This window comes from Pseudomonas sp. MEJ086, from assembly GCF_030209025.1.
In the GTDB taxonomy this organism is placed as follows: domain Bacteria; phylum Pseudomonadota; class Gammaproteobacteria; order Pseudomonadales; family Pseudomonadaceae; genus Aquipseudomonas; species Aquipseudomonas fulva_A.
Genome location: NZ_JARVSV010000013.1, coordinates 38,492 through 57,346 on the forward strand (window position 1 = coordinate 38,492; position 18,855 = coordinate 57,346).

18 protein-coding genes are annotated in these 18,855 nt (G+C 64.4%); 16 read left to right on the plus strand and 2 right to left on the minus strand.

Annotation, left to right across the window (positions count from 1 at the left end):
- Positions 1 to 156: 156 nt before the first annotated feature.
- Together QRN22_RS10005 and QRN22_RS10010 are read right to left on the minus strand one after the other, a co-directional pair.
- Complete coding sequence (locus QRN22_RS10005; RefSeq protein WP_042551906.1) at positions 157 to 1,512, minus strand: HAMP domain-containing sensor histidine kinase; 1,356 nt, start codon at positions 1,510 to 1,512, stop codon at positions 157 to 159.
- Between the two features lies 1 nt (position 1,513).
- Positions 1,514 to 2,224, minus strand: a complete 711-nt coding sequence (locus QRN22_RS10010) for a response regulator transcription factor (RefSeq protein ID WP_042551907.1) — start codon at positions 2,222 to 2,224, stop codon at positions 1,514 to 1,516.
- 134 nt (positions 2,225 to 2,358) lie between these two features.
- Between QRN22_RS10010 and QRN22_RS10015 the strand changes: the two genes are divergently transcribed.
- The 16 genes from QRN22_RS10015 (at position 2,359) to QRN22_RS10090 (ending at position 18,699) form a co-directional block, all read left to right on the plus strand.
- Entirely contained in the window at positions 2,359 to 5,121 is a 2,763-nt protein-coding gene (locus QRN22_RS10015; protein WP_042551908.1) for a response regulator, read from the plus strand.
- A 297-nt stretch (positions 5,122 to 5,418) separates the two neighbouring features.
- Positions 5,419 to 6,084 (plus strand): response regulator transcription factor, encoded by a 666-nt coding sequence (locus tag QRN22_RS10020; protein WP_042551909.1) that lies wholly within the window; start codon positions 5,419 to 5,421, stop codon positions 6,082 to 6,084.
- Positions 6,071 to 7,504 (plus strand): sensor histidine kinase, encoded by a 1,434-nt coding sequence (locus QRN22_RS10025; protein ID WP_052493733.1) that lies wholly within the window; start codon positions 6,071 to 6,073, stop codon positions 7,502 to 7,504. Before QRN22_RS10020 ends, QRN22_RS10025 begins: the two co-directional genes overlap by 14 nt.
- A gap of 125 nt (positions 7,505 to 7,629) precedes the next feature.
- Positions 7,630 to 7,830 carry a Flp family type IVb pilin gene (locus QRN22_RS10030; RefSeq protein WP_042551910.1) on the plus strand — a complete coding sequence of 67 codons (201 nt, stop codon included), beginning with the start codon at positions 7,630 to 7,632 and terminating at the stop codon, positions 7,828 to 7,830.
- A 21-nt stretch (positions 7,831 to 7,851) separates the two neighbouring features.
- Positions 7,852 to 8,415 carry an A24 family peptidase gene (locus tag QRN22_RS10035; RefSeq protein ID WP_042551911.1) on the plus strand — a complete coding sequence of 188 codons (564 nt, stop codon included), beginning with the start codon at positions 7,852 to 7,854 and terminating at the stop codon, positions 8,413 to 8,415.
- 15 nt (positions 8,416 to 8,430) lie between these two features.
- Positions 8,431 to 9,351 (plus strand): Flp pilus assembly protein CpaB, encoded by a 921-nt coding sequence (cpaB, locus tag QRN22_RS10040; protein ID WP_042551912.1) that lies wholly within the window; start codon positions 8,431 to 8,433, stop codon positions 9,349 to 9,351.
- A 23-nt stretch (positions 9,352 to 9,374) separates the two neighbouring features.
- Positions 9,375 to 10,928: a type II and III secretion system protein family protein gene (locus QRN22_RS10045; protein WP_052493734.1), complete on the plus strand. Its 1,554-nt coding sequence runs from the start codon at positions 9,375 to 9,377 to the stop codon at positions 10,926 to 10,928.
- An 11-nt stretch (positions 10,929 to 10,939) separates the two neighbouring features.
- On the plus strand, positions 10,940 to 11,593 hold the full coding sequence (locus QRN22_RS10050) for a CpaD family pilus assembly lipoprotein (protein WP_042551913.1): 654 nt from the start codon (positions 10,940 to 10,942) through the stop codon (positions 11,591 to 11,593).
- A gap of 32 nt (positions 11,594 to 11,625) precedes the next feature.
- Positions 11,626 to 12,852, plus strand: a complete 1,227-nt coding sequence (locus QRN22_RS10055; RefSeq protein ID WP_042551914.1) for a CpaE/TadZ family protein — start codon at positions 11,626 to 11,628, stop codon at positions 12,850 to 12,852.
- A gap of 13 nt (positions 12,853 to 12,865) precedes the next feature.
- Positions 12,866 to 14,233: a TadA family conjugal transfer-associated ATPase gene (locus tag QRN22_RS10060; RefSeq protein WP_042551915.1), complete on the plus strand. Its 1,368-nt coding sequence runs from the start codon at positions 12,866 to 12,868 to the stop codon at positions 14,231 to 14,233.
- Positions 14,233 to 15,222 (plus strand): type II secretion system F family protein, encoded by a 990-nt coding sequence (locus QRN22_RS10065; RefSeq protein ID WP_042551916.1) that lies wholly within the window; start codon positions 14,233 to 14,235, stop codon positions 15,220 to 15,222. Before QRN22_RS10060 ends, QRN22_RS10065 begins: the two co-directional genes overlap by 1 nt.
- A complete protein-coding gene (locus tag QRN22_RS10070) occupies positions 15,219 to 16,190 on the plus strand; it encodes a type II secretion system F family protein (RefSeq protein ID WP_042551917.1) in 972 nt (323 codons plus the stop codon). Before QRN22_RS10065 ends, QRN22_RS10070 begins: the two co-directional genes overlap by 4 nt.
- Positions 16,191 to 16,203: 13 nt before the next feature.
- A complete protein-coding gene (locus QRN22_RS10075; RefSeq protein WP_042551918.1) occupies positions 16,204 to 17,055 on the plus strand; it encodes a tetratricopeptide repeat protein in 852 nt (283 codons plus the stop codon).
- A 4-nt stretch (positions 17,056 to 17,059) separates the two neighbouring features.
- Positions 17,060 to 17,569, plus strand: coding sequence for a TadE/TadG family type IV pilus assembly protein (locus QRN22_RS10080; RefSeq protein WP_042551919.1), 510 nt, complete (start codon positions 17,060 to 17,062; stop codon positions 17,567 to 17,569).
- Complete coding sequence (locus QRN22_RS10085; protein WP_042551920.1) at positions 17,566 to 18,153, plus strand: TadE/TadG family type IV pilus assembly protein; 588 nt, start codon at positions 17,566 to 17,568, stop codon at positions 18,151 to 18,153. The genes QRN22_RS10080 and QRN22_RS10085 overlap by 4 nt, the downstream gene beginning before the upstream one ends.
- 90 nt (positions 18,154 to 18,243) lie before the next feature.
- Positions 18,244 to 18,699: a YbaN family protein gene (locus QRN22_RS10090; RefSeq protein ID WP_042551921.1), complete on the plus strand. Its 456-nt coding sequence runs from the start codon at positions 18,244 to 18,246 to the stop codon at positions 18,697 to 18,699.
- Positions 18,700 to 18,855: the final 156 nt, after the last annotated feature.

The following is an 18,855-nucleotide window of genomic DNA, read 5'->3' on the forward strand; positions in this document are numbered from 1 at the left end:
CCCTTCAACCCCATACGCGTCATGCCCAAGCGGGCAGAAATCGGCGGACGGGGATGTCGGAACTGATTACTCAGGCAGCCATTCTAGAGGCGTCCCCGCCGTCATAACGGCGCAAATGATAGTAAATATCATATGAGAGTAAACGTCATTTACACTCTATACACTTTGCTCCCGGAGCTCGGCGGCTGGCAGCAGCAGATGCATGTGCAGGCCGCTGCCGGGCGGGCTTTCGGCCCACAGGCGGCCGCCCTGCAAGGCGATGGCACTACGGGCGATACTCAGGCCGAGGCCAAAGCCACCGTCACCGGGCCGTGCGCTGTCCAGCCGCGAGAAGGGCTCGAAGATGGTCTCCAGATAACGGACATCGATGCCCGGCCCGTCGTCGACCAGGCGCAGGTGCCAGCTATCCCCTTCCAGCTCTCCCAGCAAACGCACCCTGCCGTCGGCTGGCGAATGGCGGATGGCATTGCGCAGCAGGTTCTCCAGGGCCTGGGCGAGGCTGGTCAGGTTGGCGGCGACGAGGCAGCTCTCATCCACCTGGAACTGCAACTGGTCGCTCGACCAGCCCGTTTCGAAACAGGCATCCTCGACCAGCATGTCCCAGAGCTGCACCAGGCGAATCGGCTCACGGGCGAACTGCGGGCGTTCGGAATCCAGCCAGGCCAGCTCCAGAGAGTTTTCCACCAGGCGTTGCATGATGGTGATTTCACGATCCAGACGCTGGCGCAGCACCTGCGGGTCGCTCTCGCCGTCAGCGGCAACGCGCAGGCGACTCAAGGGCGTTCGCAGCTCATGGGACAGGTCGCGCAGCAGGCGGCGCTGGTAGGCGACGGTGCCCTGCAGGCGCTCGGCCATGTGATCGAAAGCCCGTCCCAGCTCACCGAGCTCGTCCTTGCGAGCCGCCACCGGTGGCCCCACGCGAGCGCTCAGGTCCCCGGCGCTCAGGGCATTGGCCTGGCGGCGCAGGATCACCAGCGGCGCGATGAACAGGCGGTACAGCAAGGTGCCAAGCAGTATGGCGAGCGAGGCCGGCAGCACCTGGCGCAGGAGAAACTCCCACAGCGGCTGGTAGTAGCGCGGGTCCAGCCGTGGCGGCAGCTCCATCACCAGACGGGTATGGCCGTCACTGAAGGGCACGTAAAAGGTCGGCCGCCCGCCTGGCCGCCCGACCTTCTGATCGAGGCTGCGCACGAAGTCCAGGCGTAGCGCCTCCTCTCTAGTGAGCGCCTGCGAGGACAGCGACCGGTGATCGTCATTCACCACCATGGCCCAGACCTCCTCGCGCTCGCGCAACTCACGGAGAAAATCATCCAGCCCCGGGGTTCCTCGCTCTGTCCAGGCGCTTTCGGCCTCCTGCGCGAAGCCGCGCATAGCCCGCTGGCTGGAGTCGGACAAAATGGACATCGAGTCATAGACACGCTTGTCCAGATCCACATGCAGGCTGATGATCAGCAGGCAGAACAGCGCCAGCCCGACGACCAGTTTCCAGAACAGCGAGTGCCGGCCGGGCACCTCAGGATTCCCGACCGGTCAGCACGTAGCCTTTACCCCAGACCGACTCCAGGCGCATGCCGGTGTAACCGATCTGCTTGAGTTTGCGGCGCACGTTGCTGACGTGCATGTCCAGGCTACGGTCATGCTGGGCATAACCGCGGTGCAGCACATGCTGATAAAGGAAGGCCTTGCTGAGCACCTCCTCGGCATGCCGGGAGAAGGTTTCCAGCAGACGGTACTCGGTAGGTGTCAGCAACGCCCAGTGACCGTCATGGCAGACATCGGAACGGTCTTCGTCATATTTCAGCGCGCCTTCCTGCAAGGGCGGCGGCTGCTCACGCCGCTCGTAGGCCACCCGACGCAGGATCGCCTCGATACGCACGCTGAGTTCGCCGAGGCTGAATGGCTTGGGCAGGTAGTCGTCGGCCCCCTTGCTGAACCCGGCGATGCGATCCTGCTCGGCGCCCAGCGCAGACATCAGGATCACCGGCACATGGCGCCGCTCGCGAAGGCGCTGCAACACATCCAGGCCGTTGCTGCCGGGCAGCAGAATGTCCATCAGGATCAGGTCGAAATCCTGCTCCTGAGCCAGGCGCAACCCCTCGCTACCGTCGCGGCTGACGGTAACCTCGAAACCGCAACCCTGCAGATGAGCCTGCAGGTGGGAGGCGAGAGCCGGGTCATCTTCGACCGCGAGAATCCGGATGGCGTGGGTGGCTGAGGACATCATGACGAGAGCGCTCTGAAAGCAAATGTGAACGATTCTACCTATTAGCGGCATACCCGGTAAGCAGTCGAACGCCAGGCAAGCGTCTGCACGGCGGAATCGCTACACTGCCTGGCATCGTGGAAAGGGGACGTCGCGTGTTCAAGGATATCGGCATCAAGGGCCGGGTACTGATGCTTACCCTGCTGCCTACCAGCCTGCTGGCGCTGGTGCTGGGTGGCTATTTCATCTGGATGCAACTCTCCGGGCTGCAGGCGCAACTGCTGCAGCGCGGGCACATGATCGCCGAGCAGTTGGCGCCTCTGGCTGCGCCCGCACTGCTGCACAGCGACAAATCGCTGTTGCAGCGCATCGCCACCGAAGCCCTGGAACAACCGGACGTGCGCGCGGTGAGCTTTCTCGCCACGCAGAACGAACGTCTGGCCCACGCCGGCCCCAGCATGCTCAACGAGCGGCCCACCATCGACAGCGACACCGTGGACGTCGCCCAGCAAAGCAGCCAGGACGCGACCCGCTTTCTGCTGCCGGTGATGGCCCAGCACCTGACCCTCAGCGGCGAAGAGTCCAGCCCGGGCAGCGACCCGATCGGCTGGGTGGAGCTGGAACTGTCGCATCACAACACGTTGCTCAGCGGCTATCGCAGCCTGCTCACCAGCCTGCTGCTGGTGGTCACCGGGCTGATCATCACCGGTTTGCTGGCGCTGCGCATGAGCCGCAGCATCAACGACCCCCTGCTGCGCATCAAGAATGGCGTCGCCCTGCTCAAGGACGGCCATCTGGAAACCCGACTGCCGCCATTGGGCAGCCACGAGCTGGACGAACTCGCCTCGGGCATCAATCGCATGGCCGAGTCCCTGCAGAATGCCCAGGAGGAAATGCAGCACAGCATCGATCAGGTCACCGAAGACCTGCGACAGAATCTGGAAACCATCGAGATCCAGAACATCGAACTGGACTTCGCCCGCAAGGAAGCCCTGGAGGCGAGCCGCATCAAGTCGGAGTTCCTGGCCAACATGAGCCACGAGATCCGCACCCCGCTCAACGGCATACTCGGTTTCACCAACCTGCTGCAGAAGAGCGAGCTGAGCCCGCGCCAGCAGGACTACCTGAGCACCATCGAAAAGTCCGCCGACAGCCTGCTGGGCATCATCAACGAGGTGCTCGACTTCTCCAAGATCGAGGCCGGCAAACTGGTGCTCGAGAACATCCCGTTCAACCTGCGCGACCTGCTCCAGGACACCCTGACCATCCTCGCCCCCGCCGCTCACGAAAAGCAGCTGGAACTGCTCTCGCTGATCTACCGTGACACCCCGGTGTCGCTGTCCGGCGACCCGCTGCGCCTCAAGCAGGTGCTCACCAACCTGGTCAGCAACGCGATCAAGTTCACCCGTGAAGGCAGCATCGTCATTCGTGCCATGCTCGAGGAAGAGACGGCCGACCGCGCGCAACTGCGCATCAGCGTGCGCGACACCGGCATCGGCCTCGCCGAAGAAGACCTGCGTGCGCTGTTCCAGGCCTTCAGCCAGGCGGACAACTCCATCTCGCGCCAGGCCGGCGGTACCGGGCTCGGTCTGGTGATCTCCAAGCGTCTGATCGAGCAGATGGGTGGGGAAATCGGCGTGGACAGCACCCCCGGCGAAGGCTCCGAGTTCTGGGTCAGCCTCAGCCTGCCCAAGGCGCGCAGTGACGCGGAAGATCAACCGCGCGCGCTCACCGGACGCCGAGCTGCCGTGCTGGAAGCCCACGAACTGGCCCGGCAGGCGCTGCAGCATCAACTGGAAGACTGCGGCTTGCAGGTCAGCGTATTCAGCGACCCGGAAAGCCTTTGCGAAGCCGTGAGCACCGCCAGTCGTTCTGCACAGCCATTCAACTGCGCGGTATTCGGTGTCACGGCCAGCTATCTGCCGCCGGATCAGCTGAGCAAGTACGTCTGGGACCTCGAGCACCTGACCTGCAAGAGCGTGGTGCTGTGCCCTACCACCGAGCAGACGCAGTATCAGGACTGCGTGCCCGACTGGCACAGCCAGTTGCAGGCCAAGCCCGCGTGTACGCGCAGGCTGCAACGCGCACTGACCGACCTGCTGGTGCCCAAGCAGATCCGCCAGCAGGCACCCCGCAGCGCCACGCGCTCGCCCGCCATCCTCTGCGTCGACGACAACGCCGCCAACCTGCTGCTGGTACAGACCCTGCTCGACGACATGGGCGCCGTGGTCACGGTCGCCAGCAGCGGCTTCGATGCCCTGGCCATCACCCGCGAAGAGGATTTCGACCTGGTGCTCATGGACGTGCAGATGCCGGGTATGGATGGGCGCCAGACCACCGAAGCGATTCGCCAGTGGGAACAGGACAGCGCTCGTTCGCCGATGCCCATCGTCGCGCTGACCGCCCATGCCCTGGCCAACGAGAAACGCACCCTGCTGCAGAGCGGTATGGACGACTACCTCACCAAGCCGATCAGCGAGCGGCAACTGGCACAGGTCGTGCTCAAGTGGACAGGCCTGTCGCTGCAGGGCGCCAACCAGGACCATGCCCCCGCGGATATCGCTGCACCGCCCACCGCGGTACTCGACAACGAGGAAGGCCTGCGCCTGGCCGCTGGCAAGGCCGACCTGGCCGCGGACATGCTGAGCATGCTGCTGGCCGGGCTGCCAGGCGACCTCCAGGCCATCCGTCAGGCCCGAGCCGACGGCGACCGCAATGCACTGATCGAGCGCATCCATCGCTTGCATGGCGCCACTCGATACTGCGGCGTACCGCAACTGCGCGCCGCCTGCCAGAACAGCGAGACCCAGCTCAAGCAGGATCAGCCCATTCGCAGCAGCGGGCTCGATGAGCTGGAGCAAGCCATCGAGCGCCTCGAGCAGCAGGCTCGTTTCGATCAGGCACCGACTCAGGAATGAGCCTGGCCAGCCACCAATGTGAACGGCGGAACACCACTGCAGGTGTTCCGCAAGGCCCTTACCAGGCCTGATGCAGCCCTTCGCCTCGCCGGCCTGGCGCTGGCGGCAGCCCCCCCCAACCGCATGCAGCGCTCATACACTAATTGAGCGCGCATGACAAAACTCTATCAACTTAGTTCAGATTTGCTGCATAATGAGAATCATTAACACTAAAATTAAGAATTCTTAACTCCTGCCTCCTCGTCCGGCCTGTTAAAAAGGCGCTCGCGAAGAAGGAGTCGGGGCGAGGAACAGTTCATGCGTGTGCTCGTAGTCGAAGACGATGTGGCCGTCAGCCGCTGGATCAGCAGCAAACTTCACGCATCCGGCCATAACTGCAAAATGGTCGACAATGGCGAAGGTGCACTGCAGATCATCCAGACCGAGGCCTTCGATGTGGTGGTGCTCGACCGCATCCTGCCGAAGATGGACGGCATCGAAGTGCTGACCCGCCTGAACGGTCGCAGCCATCCACCGATTCTGATTCTCTCGGCCAACGACCAGACCTCGGATCGTATCGAAGGCCTGCGCGCCGGTGCCGACGATTATCTGGGCAAACCCTTCGACTTCACCGAACTGCTGCTGCGTCTCGAGCTGCTGATCCGCCGCCGACCGCAGGCGCAAGCGGGCGACAGCCTGCACATCGAAGACCTGCGCATCGACCTGGGCCGCCGCGAGGTCTCGCGTTCGGGACAGCGCATCGACCTCACCGACAAGGAATTCAAGCTGCTCCAGGTGCTGGCCGAGAACCGTGGCCAGACGGTGACGCGCAGCATGCTGCTGGAAAAGGTCTGGGGCTATCACTTCGATCCGCAGACCAACCTGATCGACGTGCATCTGTCGAAATTGCGCAACAAGATCGACAAGGACTTCAAGCCCGCCTTGCTCCGCACCATCAGGGCGATCGGCTATGTACTTGGCTAACAACCGCCTGCATCAACTACTCAATACCAGCAGTTTCCGCCAGGCCACGACGGTGGCTTTCATCTGCCTGCTGGTTGCCCTGGCCTCCATCATCCTCAGCAACCACCTGCTCGAAATCATCATGCGCAACCATGTTCGCGACATGATTCTGCTCGACATCCGCACCCAGCAGATGCACGGCCGCCTGGCCAACGCGCCTCAGGTCGCCTCGGCACTGCGCTACCGTCAGCCAATGGAGATACGCAAGGACCGCCACTCCATCGTGCTCGACAGTCAAGGCACAGCGCTGTACGGCGATGCCCATCTGTTTCCCAGCGACTGCCCTGCCCCCTGCGAAACCAACTGGCGCCATGCGGAGTTACTGGACGCTCAGGGCAACCCCAGTGAAATGCTCGGTCTGGTGGTCCCGCTAAACGACGGCGGTCAGTATTTCAGCGCCTACGACCTGCGTCCCATGCTCGAGCGCACACGCATCATCCCGCTGATGGCTGGTGCCGGCCTGCTGATCATTCTGCTCTCGATCCTGATCATCAGCCTGCCGTTCAGCCTGCGTAACCTGTATCGCATCAACCGTATTCGCGATGCCCTGGTGCTCTATGCCGGTGGCGACCACAGCGTGAAAGTGCCCTACGACCATCGCGGCGACGAGTTCGATCAGCTCGGCGAAGAGATCAACCACGCCCTGCTGCGCATCAACCGGCTGATGGACGAGGTGCAGAACATCACCAGCCATATCGCCCACGAACTGCGCACACCGCTTACCCGCCTGCAGAACCGCCTGCTGAATGTCGCCGAGACCCTCGAAGGCGAGCCGCGCGAAGAGCTGTTACGCGCCGTGCAGGACAGCGAACGCATACAGAACCTGTTCCGTGCGGTCATGCGGGTGGCCGAGGTGGAGACCGGCCGCTGCGCCCACCAGTTCAGCTCACTCGGGGCACGCCAGTTGCTCGAAGACATCTGTGACTACTACCTGCCTCTGGCAGAGGAGCGCGGCTGCGAACTGAAGATCAGGCACAACGACTTGCTGTTGTATGGCGACCAGGCCCTGCTGTTCCAGGCGCTGGCCAACCTGATCGATAACGCCCTCAAGTACGCCCCGGCCGGCCGGCCCATCACGCTCAGCGCCTATGGCCAGGCCGGTTGGGCGCACCTGAGCGTGGCCGACAGCGGACCCGGCATCGCGCCAGAGCTCAACGGCAAGGCCATCGAGCGCTTCCAGCGCCTGCACCTCAACGCGGATATTCCCGGCAATGGCCTGGGCCTGACCTTGACCAAGGCGATCGCCGAGCTGCATGGCGGAGAACTGCTTCTGGAAGACAACAAGCCCGGCCTGCGCGCCATATTACGTCTCAAGGCCGCCGCCAGACCGGTGCCCGACAACGCAGTGACAGACCCCGCGAAACACGCCTCGATCGCCTGAGTGCAGCCGCCCGGCAACCTTCCTTAAGCATTCTTAATGAAGCGCCGCTTGAAGCTCAATTGATAATGAATCCTAATATCACTCTCTATTAATCACCCTCCAAATGCATCCAAGGAGTTGTGCCCATGGCCAACCAACTGAAGAAATTCCTGGCCGATGAAAGCGGTGTGACCGCCATCGAATACGGCATTCTCGCCGCCGCCATGGCCGCAGCCATTGGCGTGATCTTCGGCTCGGACGGTGTGTTCGTCACCGCTCTCAAGGAGCGTTTCTCGTCGATCGCCGACCAGATCACCAATACCAACAATCCCGGCAGCAGCAAGTAAGCATCCAGGCTGGAGCACCCCATGGACACGGATACCTTCAGCCTTTTGGTCCTGCTGCCGGCGCTGGCTTTCGTCTGCGCCTCGGACCTGCTCTACCGGCGCATACACAACCTGCTGATTCTGGTGTTGCTGGCACTGTGGCTGATATTGCCGGTCTGCGCGCCGTTCGGTTTCGGCCCCTGGGGCGACCTGAGCGGCGGCGAACTGCTGGAGCGCATCGCCCGCAACCTGCTGGGTGCCACGCTGGTGATGCTGGTGGGCTACGGCCTGTTCTGTCTCGGTCGAGTCGGTGCGGGGGACGTCAAGCTGATGGCAGTCATCTGCCTGTGGATGGGACAGGGCAATCAAGTGACCTTCCTCATCGTCACCGCATTGGCCGGTGGCCTGTTGGCACTGGCCCTGCCCTTGCTCGCGACGCTGGAGACCGCACTGGCGCAGGCCTGGCAACGTCTCGGCGCCAACTGTCCATCCCTGCAGATACCTACGCCAACGGTACTGACCGACGACAGGCCTGCCGGAATCCCGTACGGCCTGGCTATCGCGGCGGGTGCCCTCTACACGCTGTTAGGCCCCATTCACTACTGAGTGCACGGTTCAACCATGAAAACCCCTTCCGTCCTTCTTCTGGCCGGCACCCTGCTGGTTGCCGGTAGCGCTGCGCTGCTGGCTCGCGTACTGCTCACCCCACCACCGCCCCCTCCACAAGTGGTCGAGAGCAAGCCCGTGGAGCAGCCCAAGCCCAGCCACCCGGCAATTCTGGTCGCCAGCCGTGACCTGCGCCCAGGGGATTTCATCGACCCGTCGGCGCTGCGCTGGCAAGCCAGCGATACGGCCCATGACGATCGCCTGTATTTCGTCGAGGGGGGTGAAGAAAGCCGCCTGCTGACCGGTGCCAGCGTGCGCCAGCCGATTGCCGCCGGTGCCGCGCTGACCAGCAACCTGGTGGTCAAGGCCAACGAACCCGGCTTCATCGCGACCGTGGTCAAGCCAGGGATGCGTGCCATCGCCGTACCGACCAGCAACAGTGCCAGCCTGTACAGCATGCTCAGCCTGGGCGACCGCGTCGATGTGCTGGTCAACCTGCAGCGCGATCAGGAACAAGCCCAGGGCGACGCTCAGCAGACGCCGCGCCTGGCAGCACAGACCCTGCTGCAGGACGTGCGCGTGCTGTCGATCAACAACCGCGTGCGCAGCCCGCTGCAGCCGATGCCGGCGGCGGACGCCAAGGCTCAGAAAAAGGGCCCGGACGCCTACCCTGACTCCTACCCGGAAATCGTCACCCTGGAAGTCCCGCCCGTGTATGCCGAACGCCTGGCCCTGGCCAGCCAGATCGGCACCTTGCAACTGGTTCTGCGCAGCAGCCTGGAAGCCAGCGACGGGCAGGCCAAGCCAGGCACTGACCGGGTCACCACGCTGGCCCAAACCACCAGCGTCTACAAGGCGTCGGCGCAAACCTCTACACCGAACGTGCAGACCTTCCGTGGCGATGCAGCCACCGCCGTGCAATTTGGCTCCCGGTGAGCCGGCCAACCGAGATACCGAGAATGAAGTTCGCGTATACCCCTCTCGCCCTGTCCCTGACCTGTTTGCTCGCCGCCGGCAGTCTCGCCTCCGGGTTCGCACAAGCGCAAACACAGGAAGAACTCGATCTGCCGGTCGCAGAGCCGGCCGATTACAACCCGGATCTGGATCTGCAGTTCGCCCGCGAGTACTACGCGCAGAATGGCATGGCCAGCCCCGCCGAGGCGGCAAGCCCCACGCCAAAACCTGCTCCACGCCCGGTGCGCAAGCAACTTGTGCAGGTCGACGAAACCGAAACCGTGCAACTGATGCTCAACCAGGGCCGCCTGCTGCAACTGCCACGCGCCGCCGCCACCGTGATGGTGGCCAACCCCGAAATCGCCAGCTATCAGGTGCCGACGCCGGGTAGCGTCTTCGTGTTCGCCAAGGCCCCCGGTACCACCACGCTCTACGCGCTGGATGGCAACGATGAAGTGATTTCCGCCATCCGCCTGGTAGCCAGCCAGGATATGGCAGCACTCGGCCGCCTGGGCGACCAGATCGCCCACGAGATTCCCGGCGCCAAGGTCGAGTTTCTGCCGTCCGGCAGCAGTCTGATCGTACGCGGCAGCGTACGTACCCCGCAGCAGGCCAAGCAGGTGATGGACAGCGTGGAGGCCAACCTCGGCGCAGCATCCAGCAGCGCGGGCGGCAATGCCCGTGCACCGCAGGGCGGTCAGCAGGGGCAGACACCCGCACCCAGAGTGATCAACCAGCTAAAGGTCGAGCTCTCCGCCCAGGTCAACATCAGCGTGCGCATCGTCGAAGTCTCTCGCAGCCTGAGCACTTCGCTGGGGCTGAACTGGGACGTCGCGCTGAAAGACGGCAACTACTTCCTGCGCAACGGCGCGTCGCTGTTCGACGCGACCACTGGCGCCTTCAGCGGCGGCACGGCCACCAACGCGGTGGCCGGCGGCTTCCACCGCAACGGCTCGACCACCGTGGCCGGCCTGCTCACCGCTCTTTCCGAAGACGGCCTGGCTACGGTGCTGGCCGAGCCGAACCTGACCGCGATGTCCGGCGAAACCGCCGGTTTCGCTGCCGGTGGCGAGGTGCCGATCGTGACCTTCGTCAACAACAGCGTGAACATCGATTACAAACAGTACGGCGTGATCATGCGCATGACGCCAACCCTGCTGTCGCCCAAACGCATCAGCCTGCACGTGGCACCCGAGGTCAGCGACCTGTCCAACGACGGCGCGGTGGAGCTGGACGGTTTCACCATCCCGGCCTTCAAGGTGCGCCGCGCCGATACCACGGTGGAACTGGCCAGCGGCCAGAGTTTCGCCCTCGCCGGCATGCTGCGCAGCAACCTCGCGCAACAGATCAATGGCGTGCCCGGGCTGAAGAGCATTCCCGGCCTCGGCCGCCTGTTCGAGACCGAAACCAACACCCAGGAAGACACCGAACTGGTGATCATCGCCACCGCCTATGTGGTCGAGCCCACCGCTCCCGGCGATCTGCAAACACCTGGCCGCGGCATTCGTGCGCTGGATGCCCAGCTACCTGCCCAGGCCACCGCCGGCTATCTGTTCTGAGGAGCGTTACCATGCCCATTCGATCGCTGCTGCCGCTGCTGGCAGTTTCACTGCTGGTCTCCGGCTGTGACCGGCACATCAACCAACTGCGCGAACAACGTCTGGCCCCGTACGAAACCGCGCCACAGGCCAGCGTCGCCCCCTCCGCGCTGGTCGCCTCACTGCAGGCCAGTGGCAACGGCAGCTTCACGGCCGAGTCACTGGACAACCTCAACACCCTCCTGCGCGCCCAGGGCCGGCTGTCACAGCAGACGCTGACCCTGCAGCCCTATACCCCGAGCGGCGAGCGCCTGGCTCAGCGGCTGGCCAGCGTACTGCGCGAACAGGGCGCGCCCGCGCAGCAGGTGATCGTCATGCCGTCGCGCCTGGAAGCGGCCAATGGTGGTGACTGGGATCTGCAGGTGGTCTCCGAAGCCCTGGTCGTGACAGTGCCGGACTGCAGCATCGCCAACCAGAAAGCCTGGACGGTCAAACCCTACGAGGCCGTTGGCCCGCTGGGCTGCGCCACCCGCGCCAACCTCGCCCGCATGGTCTCGGACCCACGTGACCTGATGCGTCCTCAGGCGCTGGATGCCGGCGACGGCATGGCTGCCGTGAATGCGGTTGGCCGTTACCACGACGACGAGATCCGTGAACTGCTCGACATCGACTTCCAGGAAGACTGAGCCCCCGGGCCCGGCGCAGAGAGAATCGCGACATGAACGACACCTCGATCCACAGCCAAGCCACGGCGAATCTCATGCTGTTCGCCGTCGACAGCGAACAGGCCGGGCATTACGGCGAACGCCTCGCCCGCCTCGGCCTCGGCGCCGAACAGGCGCGTACCGGAGGCCTGGCCGCCGCCATCGCCTGGAGTCGCGGCAACCCGTCACCGGAGCTTCTCGTCGTCGATCTGGATGACGATCCGCTGCCCCTGCAGTCACTGGCCGAACTGGCCGAAGTCTGCGACCCCGCCTGCCATATCGTCGCCCTGGGCAGCAAGCAGGACGTCGACCTGTACCGCAGCCTGCTGCACGGCGGCGTGTTCGATTACCTGGTCAAGCCGGTGCCGCTGGATCTGCTCGCCGCGACCCTGAACCGCGCCCGCACCCTCGGCCACAGCGACCCGCATGGTGTGCGCAGTGGTCGTACCATCGCCGTCACCGGCGCATCCGGCGGCTGCGGCACCAGCACGGTGGCCGCCGGCCTCGGCTTGCTGTTGTCGCAACAACGCCACACGGCCACTGCGATCGTCGACTTCGACCGCAGCAACGGCGATCAGAATCTGCTGCTCGGCTATGACGGCGAGGCCGGCCTGGCCGGCGCGCTGTCCAGCAGCGAGATCGACACCCGCCTGCTGCAACGGGCCATGGGACAAATCAACGAGCGCCTGCACCTGTTGGCCCAGACACCCGTGCTGCGTGCCGATGCCGCGCTCGACCGCGAGCACCTGCTGAACCTCGGCGGCAACCTCTGCCGTCTGTTCAACCAGGTGATCTGGGATCTGCCGGCCAGCCAGCCGCCAGGCAGCCTCGATGTGCTGGCCCACGCCCAGACGCGCATCGTCATCACCGACCTGAGCGTACAGGACGCTCGCAACCTGCATCGCCTGCTGCGCGAAATCGGTGACGAGAGCGACGGCCAGCAATTGCTGGTGGTCGCCAACGCCGCTCGCGGCCATGCCTCGGCGGTCGTCGAACGAGAGCAGTTCGAGGCGTTCATCGAGCGCCCCATCGACCTGCTGCTGCCCCATGCCGCTGGCGCTCTGGCCGGCAGCCTGCTGAGCGGGCCACTGAGGCTGGACGATGCAGCCGGGTTCAAGGATGCGCTGCTGGACCTGGCCGACCTCGCCACCGGTCATTCACCGAAACGCGCTGCCAGCGTCTCGGGCAGCCTGCTGGCACGCCTGCGCCAGGTCTTGAACCGTCAGCGCCCTGCGGCCTGAGAGGATACCGTCGATGCTTATCCGCCATCCCACCCGCAGCCGCGAAGCGCGCAAGACCACTGCGCCGCAAGCGACCCCCGAAGCAACCCAGGACGTGCGCGCCACCAGCGTGCAGCGCACTGCACAGGCACGCCCCACCGATAGCCTCGGAGCACAGAATCGCAAGCTGATTCGCGGCTACCTCTACGACCAGATCGACCCCCTCAAGGCGGCGGCCATGGGGCGCGACAAGTTGCGCGGGCAGATCGAGTCGATGATCCGCCGCATCTGCGACGACAATCGCCTGCAGCTGTCGCGCCAGGAAGAGGAAGCCATCGGCGAGGAAATGCTCAACGAGATGGTCGGTATCGGGCCCATCGAGCCGCTGCTGGCAGACGACTCGGTGAACGATATTCTGGTCAACGGCGCCGGCCAGGTGTTCGTCGAGCGCTTCGGCAAACTGGAACTGTCGTCGATCACTTTCGTCGACGAGGAACACGTCTTCAATACCGCCCAGCGCATCGCTGCCGCCGTGGGCAGGCGCATCGACGAAAGCCATCCGATGGTCGATGCGCGCCTGGCCGACGGCAGCCGGGTCAACGTCATCACCTACCCACTGGCGATCGACGGCACGACCATTTCGATCCGCAAGTTCATGCGGCGCAACATGTCGCTGGAGATCCTCGCCGAACGCGGCGCGCTGTCCATGGAGATGGTCGAGGTGTTGCGCCGGGCGATGGTCGCCAAGCTCAACATCATCGTGTCTGGCGGCACCGGCGCGGGCAAGACCACGCTGCTCAACGCTCTGTCGCAGAAGATCAGCTTCGATGACCGCATCATCACCATCGAAGACGCCGCGGAACTGCAGCTGCAACAGATTCACGTGGTGCGCCTGGAGACCCGCCCGGTCAGCGCCGAAGGCACCGGCAAGGTCGACCAGCGCGATCTGGTACGCAACGCCCTGCGCATGCGCCCGGACCGCATCATTCTCGGCGAGGTGCGCGGCGGTGAGAGCTTCGACATGCTGCAGGCAATGAACACCGGCCACGACGGTTCGCTCTGCACGGTGCACGCCAACACCCCACGCGACGCCATCATGCGTATGGAAAACATGGTGATGATGGCCAGCATGCAGCTCCCACTGGAAGCCATTCGCCGGCAGATCGCCAGTGCCGTGAACCTGATCGTGCAGGTCGAACGCATGCGTGACGGCGGTCGGCGGATCGTCTCCATCACCGAGGTGTGCGGCATGGAAAACGACGTGATCCAGACTCAGGAATTGTTCGCCTTCAAGACCAGCAGCATCGATGCCCAGGGGCGCCTGGTCGGGCAGTACGTGGCCAGCGGGCAGCGCCCGCAGTTCTACGGCACCCACGCACACCTGTTCGAAGGCCAGCACTGATGGACGCCGTACTCGACCTGCTGACCCTGCTGGTATTCGTCGCCGTGATTCTCGCCGTGCTCGCGGCCCGCAGCCTGTCCCGACGCGGTCAGGGCGACAAGGCCGTGCACCTGCGCCTGTTGAAGCTCAAGGCGACGCTGGACGGCCAGGCTCGTCAGGACAGCAGCCTGCCGACGGTAGACGGCATTCTGCGCGACATGGAGCGCACGCCATTCGCCGACCTGCCCCTGCTCGGCCCGCATATCGCCCGTATCTGGCTCGGCCTCAGCGTGCTGGGCTGGCAGAAGAACCTCGGCATGCGCGTGACCCTGACCGCATTCGCCAGCTTGATGATCGGCGTGCTGCTCGGCCGCGAAACGCCCTTCCCCGTGCTCGGCAGCCTGCTGCTGGGCCTGTTCGCCTTCGCCGTACTGGCCCTGCTGGGGTACCGCAGCGGCATGGCCAAGCACCTGCACGAACTGAAGATGAGCCTGCCGGAAGCCATCGACGCGGTGACCCGTACCGCCCGTGCCGGGGTGCCGGTCAGCAATGCCTTCGCGCTGGTCGGACCAAACCTCACAGGCCCCCTGGCCCTGGAATTCGCCCTGATCGACAACTGGCTGCGCCTCGGCGTGCCGTTGCGCCAGGCCATGCAGGATTCGGCACGGCGCATTCCGCTCAACGAGTATCGGTTCTTCGCGGTGATCCTGATCATCAACCAGGAAGCCGGTGGCCGTCTTGGAGAAACCCTCGACCGCCTATCCGCCACTTTGCGCGACCGCCAGGAACTGCACCTGAAGATCCAGGCCAAGACCTCCGAGGCACGTGCATCGGCAAAGATCGTCGCCTCACTGGTGCCCTTCGCGCTGGGCTACATGTACCTCAATTCGCCAAAGGACTTTCACTTCCTGCTCAACGACCCGACCGGCAATATCGTGCTCTTCTACGCCTTCGGTAGCGTCGCCCTGGGTCTGACGATCACCCAACTGATGGTTCGGAGGGTGTCATGACCAACTGGCTCGATGACCCGCTGGCCAGCGTCGCCCTGGCCATTCTGCTCGCTGGCATCGGCCTGCTGCTGATCGCCCTGCACCAGCGCTCGAGACCGGCGGCACTGCGTGAACGGCTGTTGCCCGGCAGCCAGCGGAGCAGCCCTGCTCTGGGAGCGGCTCAAGTCAACGACATCCTGCGCCAGCAGGGCATGCAACTGCCGCCACGCCTGCAGGCCTTGTTGCTGCCGGTGGCGCGCGTGGGTGAAACGCTCGCCGGCACCGACCAGGATCGCCAGAAACTGCGGCGGCTGCTATCCATGGCCGGCCTGCGCAACCGCGAAGCGCTGGGCCTGCTGCTGGCCGGCAAATATGCACTGGGTCTGCTGCTGGCCGGTATCGTGCTGTTCGGTGTGCTCGAACCTGGTTCGCGGCTGGGCCTCAACGGCCTGGCAGGCGGTCTGATCGCGCTGTTCGTCGGTACCACCCTGCCGGAAGTCTGGCTCAAGCTGCGCAGCGCTCAGCGCGGCGAACGCCTGGAACGCAGCCTGCCGGACGGCCTCGATCTGATGGTGATCTGTGCCGAAGCCGGTCTGCCCCTCGGCCGTGTGCTGCAGGTGGTCTCCAAGGAGCTGACCCTCTCGGCCCCGGAGCTGGCCGACGAGCTGCGCTACACCTATGCCGAGCTGCAGATCCTCAGCGATCGCCCGCGCGCCTTGCTCAATCTCGCCGAACGCACGGGTGCCAAAGGTATCGAGAGCATGGTGGCGACCCTGATCCAGGCCGAACGCTACGGCACGCCGCTGTCTCAGGCGCTGCGCACCATTTCCGAGGAAAGCCGCAAGACCTTGATCCTCACGCTCGAAGAGCGCGCCGGCAAGCTGCCTGCCCAACTCAGCGTTCCGTTGATGACCCTGATCCTTCCCCCCATCGTGGCGATGATGGGTGCACCGGCCATGGTGCGCATCGTCCGCCTGCTCAGCCAATGAATCGAGACCTGCCATGCACCTGATCCGCCCTCTTCTGCTGCCTGCCCTGCTGGTCCTGGCACTCAGCGGCTGCGCCAGCATCGGCTTGCCGAACGCCAATCCCGCACTGGGCAAGGAAGCCAGGGAAGCCCTGCATCTCGCCCACACCCTGCGTGACAATGGCCGCCTGCAGGCGGCTCACGCGGTCTATGCGCGCATGGACGAACGCGGCCAGCTCGATGGCAGCTACCTGCTCGAATACGCCAGCGTCGCCAGTGCCGTGCGACCTGCGCAGGAAGCCCTGGCCTTGTACCAGCGCGCTCAGCTGGCGCTCGCCAGCGACAGCAGCCGCTTGCCGAACGAGCAGCGTCTGGCGCTGTGCAACGGCACGGGGCGCGCACGCCTGGCACTGGGTCAGGCCACCCAGGCAGAACGGGACTTCCGTTGCGCCCTGGAGGCCAGCCCCAACGATGCCACGGCCCTTAACGGCCTGGGCGTGGCGATGAACCTGCAAGGCCAGAACGATCAGGCGCGCCAACAATTCGAACTGGCCCTGCAAAACGCCCCTGGCTACAGCCCGGCGCTGAATAATCTGGCACTGTCCTGGCTGGCCAATGGCGACAGCAGCCGGGCCATTGGCCTGCTCAACGGCGCACGCGGCCAAGGCGATATTTCACTGCAGCTCAACCTCGCCCTGGCCTATGTGATTTCCGGCCATGACGACACCGCGAAACGGGTCCTGCTCGACAATCTGGAAGAGGAATACGCCACGCGGATTCTCGACGGCTTCCGCGCCGCCCGCGAACGCATTCAGGGTGGCGCGCCGCTGGCAAGCGAACTGCTGGCCGCCAGTCAGCAGCCTCTGGCACTCAAGGAGCAGGACTGAAGCCATGAATGCCAAGGCGTTGCTGCGCGAGCAGGATGGCGTCACCGCCGTGGAGACCGCGCTGATCCTGCCGGTCCTGCTGTTCGGTGTGATGATGATCTTCGAACTGGCGCGCATCGCGCTGATGATCGGCGTCGGCAGCCTGGCGCTGGAGCGCTCGCTACAGGATTTCCGCCAGGATCGCGCCTTCTACCAGCAGAGCCCGGAAACCCTTCAGGAGGCCATCGAGACCCGCCTGGTGGAAGGCTCCTATGGCCTGCTCGACCAGAGCGACCTGCAGGTCGAGCTGCTGGCCTTCGACAACCTGCGCCAGTTCGGCGGCGGCCAGCCCAATGCCGAGCTCGATGATGGGGACGCTTCGCCCCAAGTACTGAGCGTCACCGTCGATATGACCCAGCATTTCATCACCCCACTGCCGGCCCTGTTCGGCCTGGGTGACGCCTTTCAATATCAGTACCGCCAACTGCTGGGTAACCTGACCAGCGAGCGTGAAGCGGAGCAGCAAGAACGATGAGCAACAGCCTCAAGCGTCAGCGCGGCAATGCCCTGGTCGAAGGCGCCCTGAGCCTGCCATTGCTGATCGGCGCAGCCCTGTTGATCGGCGATCTGTACAACATCAACCTGGCTCGCGCCCACCTCGAACAATCGGCCCATGGCATCGCCAGCACGCTGGCCATGCAGAACCGTCTTGATCAGGACGGCCTGCAGGCACTTATCGATCAGGTCGCTGCGCCGGATATCCTGGGCGATTACGAACTGTTGATCAGCAAGGTGAACCTCGACCGCAGCATGACCTGGCGCCCACTGCGACGGGGCAATCTCGAAGGGCTGTGCGCCGAGAACTCGGAAGGCGAGCGCTACACGGGCGAACTCCCCGAGGAGATAGAACGGACAGCGGCAGAAAGCGAAGAGACCGCGGCCAGCAGCGCGTCGATACTGGTCGTGCAGCTCTGTCGCAACAGTGACAACCTGGCACTGAGCAATGGCCTGCTGCTGGACAAGGACATGCAGGCCATCGCCTTTGGGCGAATGGTCTACAGCGAAGTCGCACTGGACCGGCTGCTGAGCGAGGAAGTCGGCGTGGATTATCAGGACTGAGACGCCCCCACCGCAAACATGAAGCCCTCTTAACTTGATGGCCAGCGGCACGTCTCTTTAACTGCGCGCTCTCCAGAACGGATTCTCGCCATGACCGCCAACACCTCCCGGGATGCTTCCGACGCCAGCCGGCAGCCGCCGATGAGTCGCATCAAACGCATGGCCTATCTGCTGCTCGCTTACCTAAGCCTGAGCTGTGCGATTCTCGGCGTACTCCTCCCCGGCCTGCCAGCCACCGAGTTCGTGCTGCTGGCCGCCTGGGCGTCTGCCAAGGGCTCGCCTCGACTGCATCGCTGGCTGCTGCAACACCGCCTGTTCGGTGCCCTGCTGCGCGACTGGCAGGTCGGGGTGGTGGCACGCAGAACCAAATGGGCAGCGAGCCTGAGCATGCTGCTGTGTCTGGCCGTGCTGCTCTGGCATCAACCGCCGCTATGGCTACTGCTGACTGCCGGTGGCGGCATGTCATGCGGGGCACTGTGGCTGTGGTCACGTACGGAGCCACAACGCCCGCAGCAGGTCGTTCACGCAGAGCTGGAAAGCCACTGAGCCCCTGCATCACCTTCGAACGACCTCATTCGACCTCCTGACGCACGGGCCTGCAGTCCCACTGCACAGCGCTCATTAAGCATTCTTAATGAAGCGGCGATTGCCTGATATTGGGAATTATTCTTATCTTTATACCCATTCTGGCACCTCCCACCA

What these genes read in the sequence shown, in the direction of transcription:
- QRN22_RS10075 (WP_042551918.1), top strand. Translation starts at nt 16,204, where the DNA reads ATGCACCTGATCCGCCCTCTTCTGCTGCCTGCCCTGCTGGTCCTGGCA.
- QRN22_RS10080 (WP_042551919.1), top strand. Translation starts at nt 17,060, where the DNA reads ATGAATGCCAAGGCGTTGCTGCGCGAGCAGGATGGCGTCACCGCCGTG.
- QRN22_RS10065 (WP_042551916.1), top strand. Translation starts at nt 14,233, where the DNA reads ATGGACGCCGTACTCGACCTGCTGACCCTGCTGGTATTCGTCGCCGTG.
- QRN22_RS10035 (WP_042551911.1), top strand. Translation starts at nt 7,852, where the DNA reads ATGGACACGGATACCTTCAGCCTTTTGGTCCTGCTGCCGGCGCTGGCT.
- QRN22_RS10070 (WP_042551917.1), top strand. Translation starts at nt 15,219, where the DNA reads ATGACCAACTGGCTCGATGACCCGCTGGCCAGCGTCGCCCTGGCCATT.
- QRN22_RS10020 (WP_042551909.1), top strand. Translation starts at nt 5,419, where the DNA reads ATGCGTGTGCTCGTAGTCGAAGACGATGTGGCCGTCAGCCGCTGGATC.
- QRN22_RS10030 (WP_042551910.1), top strand. Translation starts at nt 7,630, where the DNA reads ATGGCCAACCAACTGAAGAAATTCCTGGCCGATGAAAGCGGTGTGACC.
- cpaB (WP_042551912.1), top strand. Translation starts at nt 8,431, where the DNA reads ATGAAAACCCCTTCCGTCCTTCTTCTGGCCGGCACCCTGCTGGTTGCC.
- QRN22_RS10085 (WP_042551920.1), top strand. Translation starts at nt 17,566, where the DNA reads ATGAGCAACAGCCTCAAGCGTCAGCGCGGCAATGCCCTGGTCGAAGGC.
- QRN22_RS10050 (WP_042551913.1), top strand. Translation starts at nt 10,940, where the DNA reads ATGCCCATTCGATCGCTGCTGCCGCTGCTGGCAGTTTCACTGCTGGTC.
- QRN22_RS10025 (WP_052493733.1), top strand. Translation starts at nt 6,071, where the DNA reads ATGTACTTGGCTAACAACCGCCTGCATCAACTACTCAATACCAGCAGT.
- QRN22_RS10045 (WP_052493734.1), top strand. Translation starts at nt 9,375, where the DNA reads ATGAAGTTCGCGTATACCCCTCTCGCCCTGTCCCTGACCTGTTTGCTC.
- QRN22_RS10090 (WP_042551921.1), top strand. Translation starts at nt 18,244, where the DNA reads ATGACCGCCAACACCTCCCGGGATGCTTCCGACGCCAGCCGGCAGCCG.
- QRN22_RS10010 (WP_042551907.1), bottom strand. Translation starts at nt 2,224, where the DNA reads ATGATGTCCTCAGCCACCCACGCCATCCGGATTCTCGCGGTCGAAGAT.
- QRN22_RS10060 (WP_042551915.1), top strand. Translation starts at nt 12,866, where the DNA reads ATGCTTATCCGCCATCCCACCCGCAGCCGCGAAGCGCGCAAGACCACT.
- QRN22_RS10055 (WP_042551914.1), top strand. Translation starts at nt 11,626, where the DNA reads ATGAACGACACCTCGATCCACAGCCAAGCCACGGCGAATCTCATGCTG.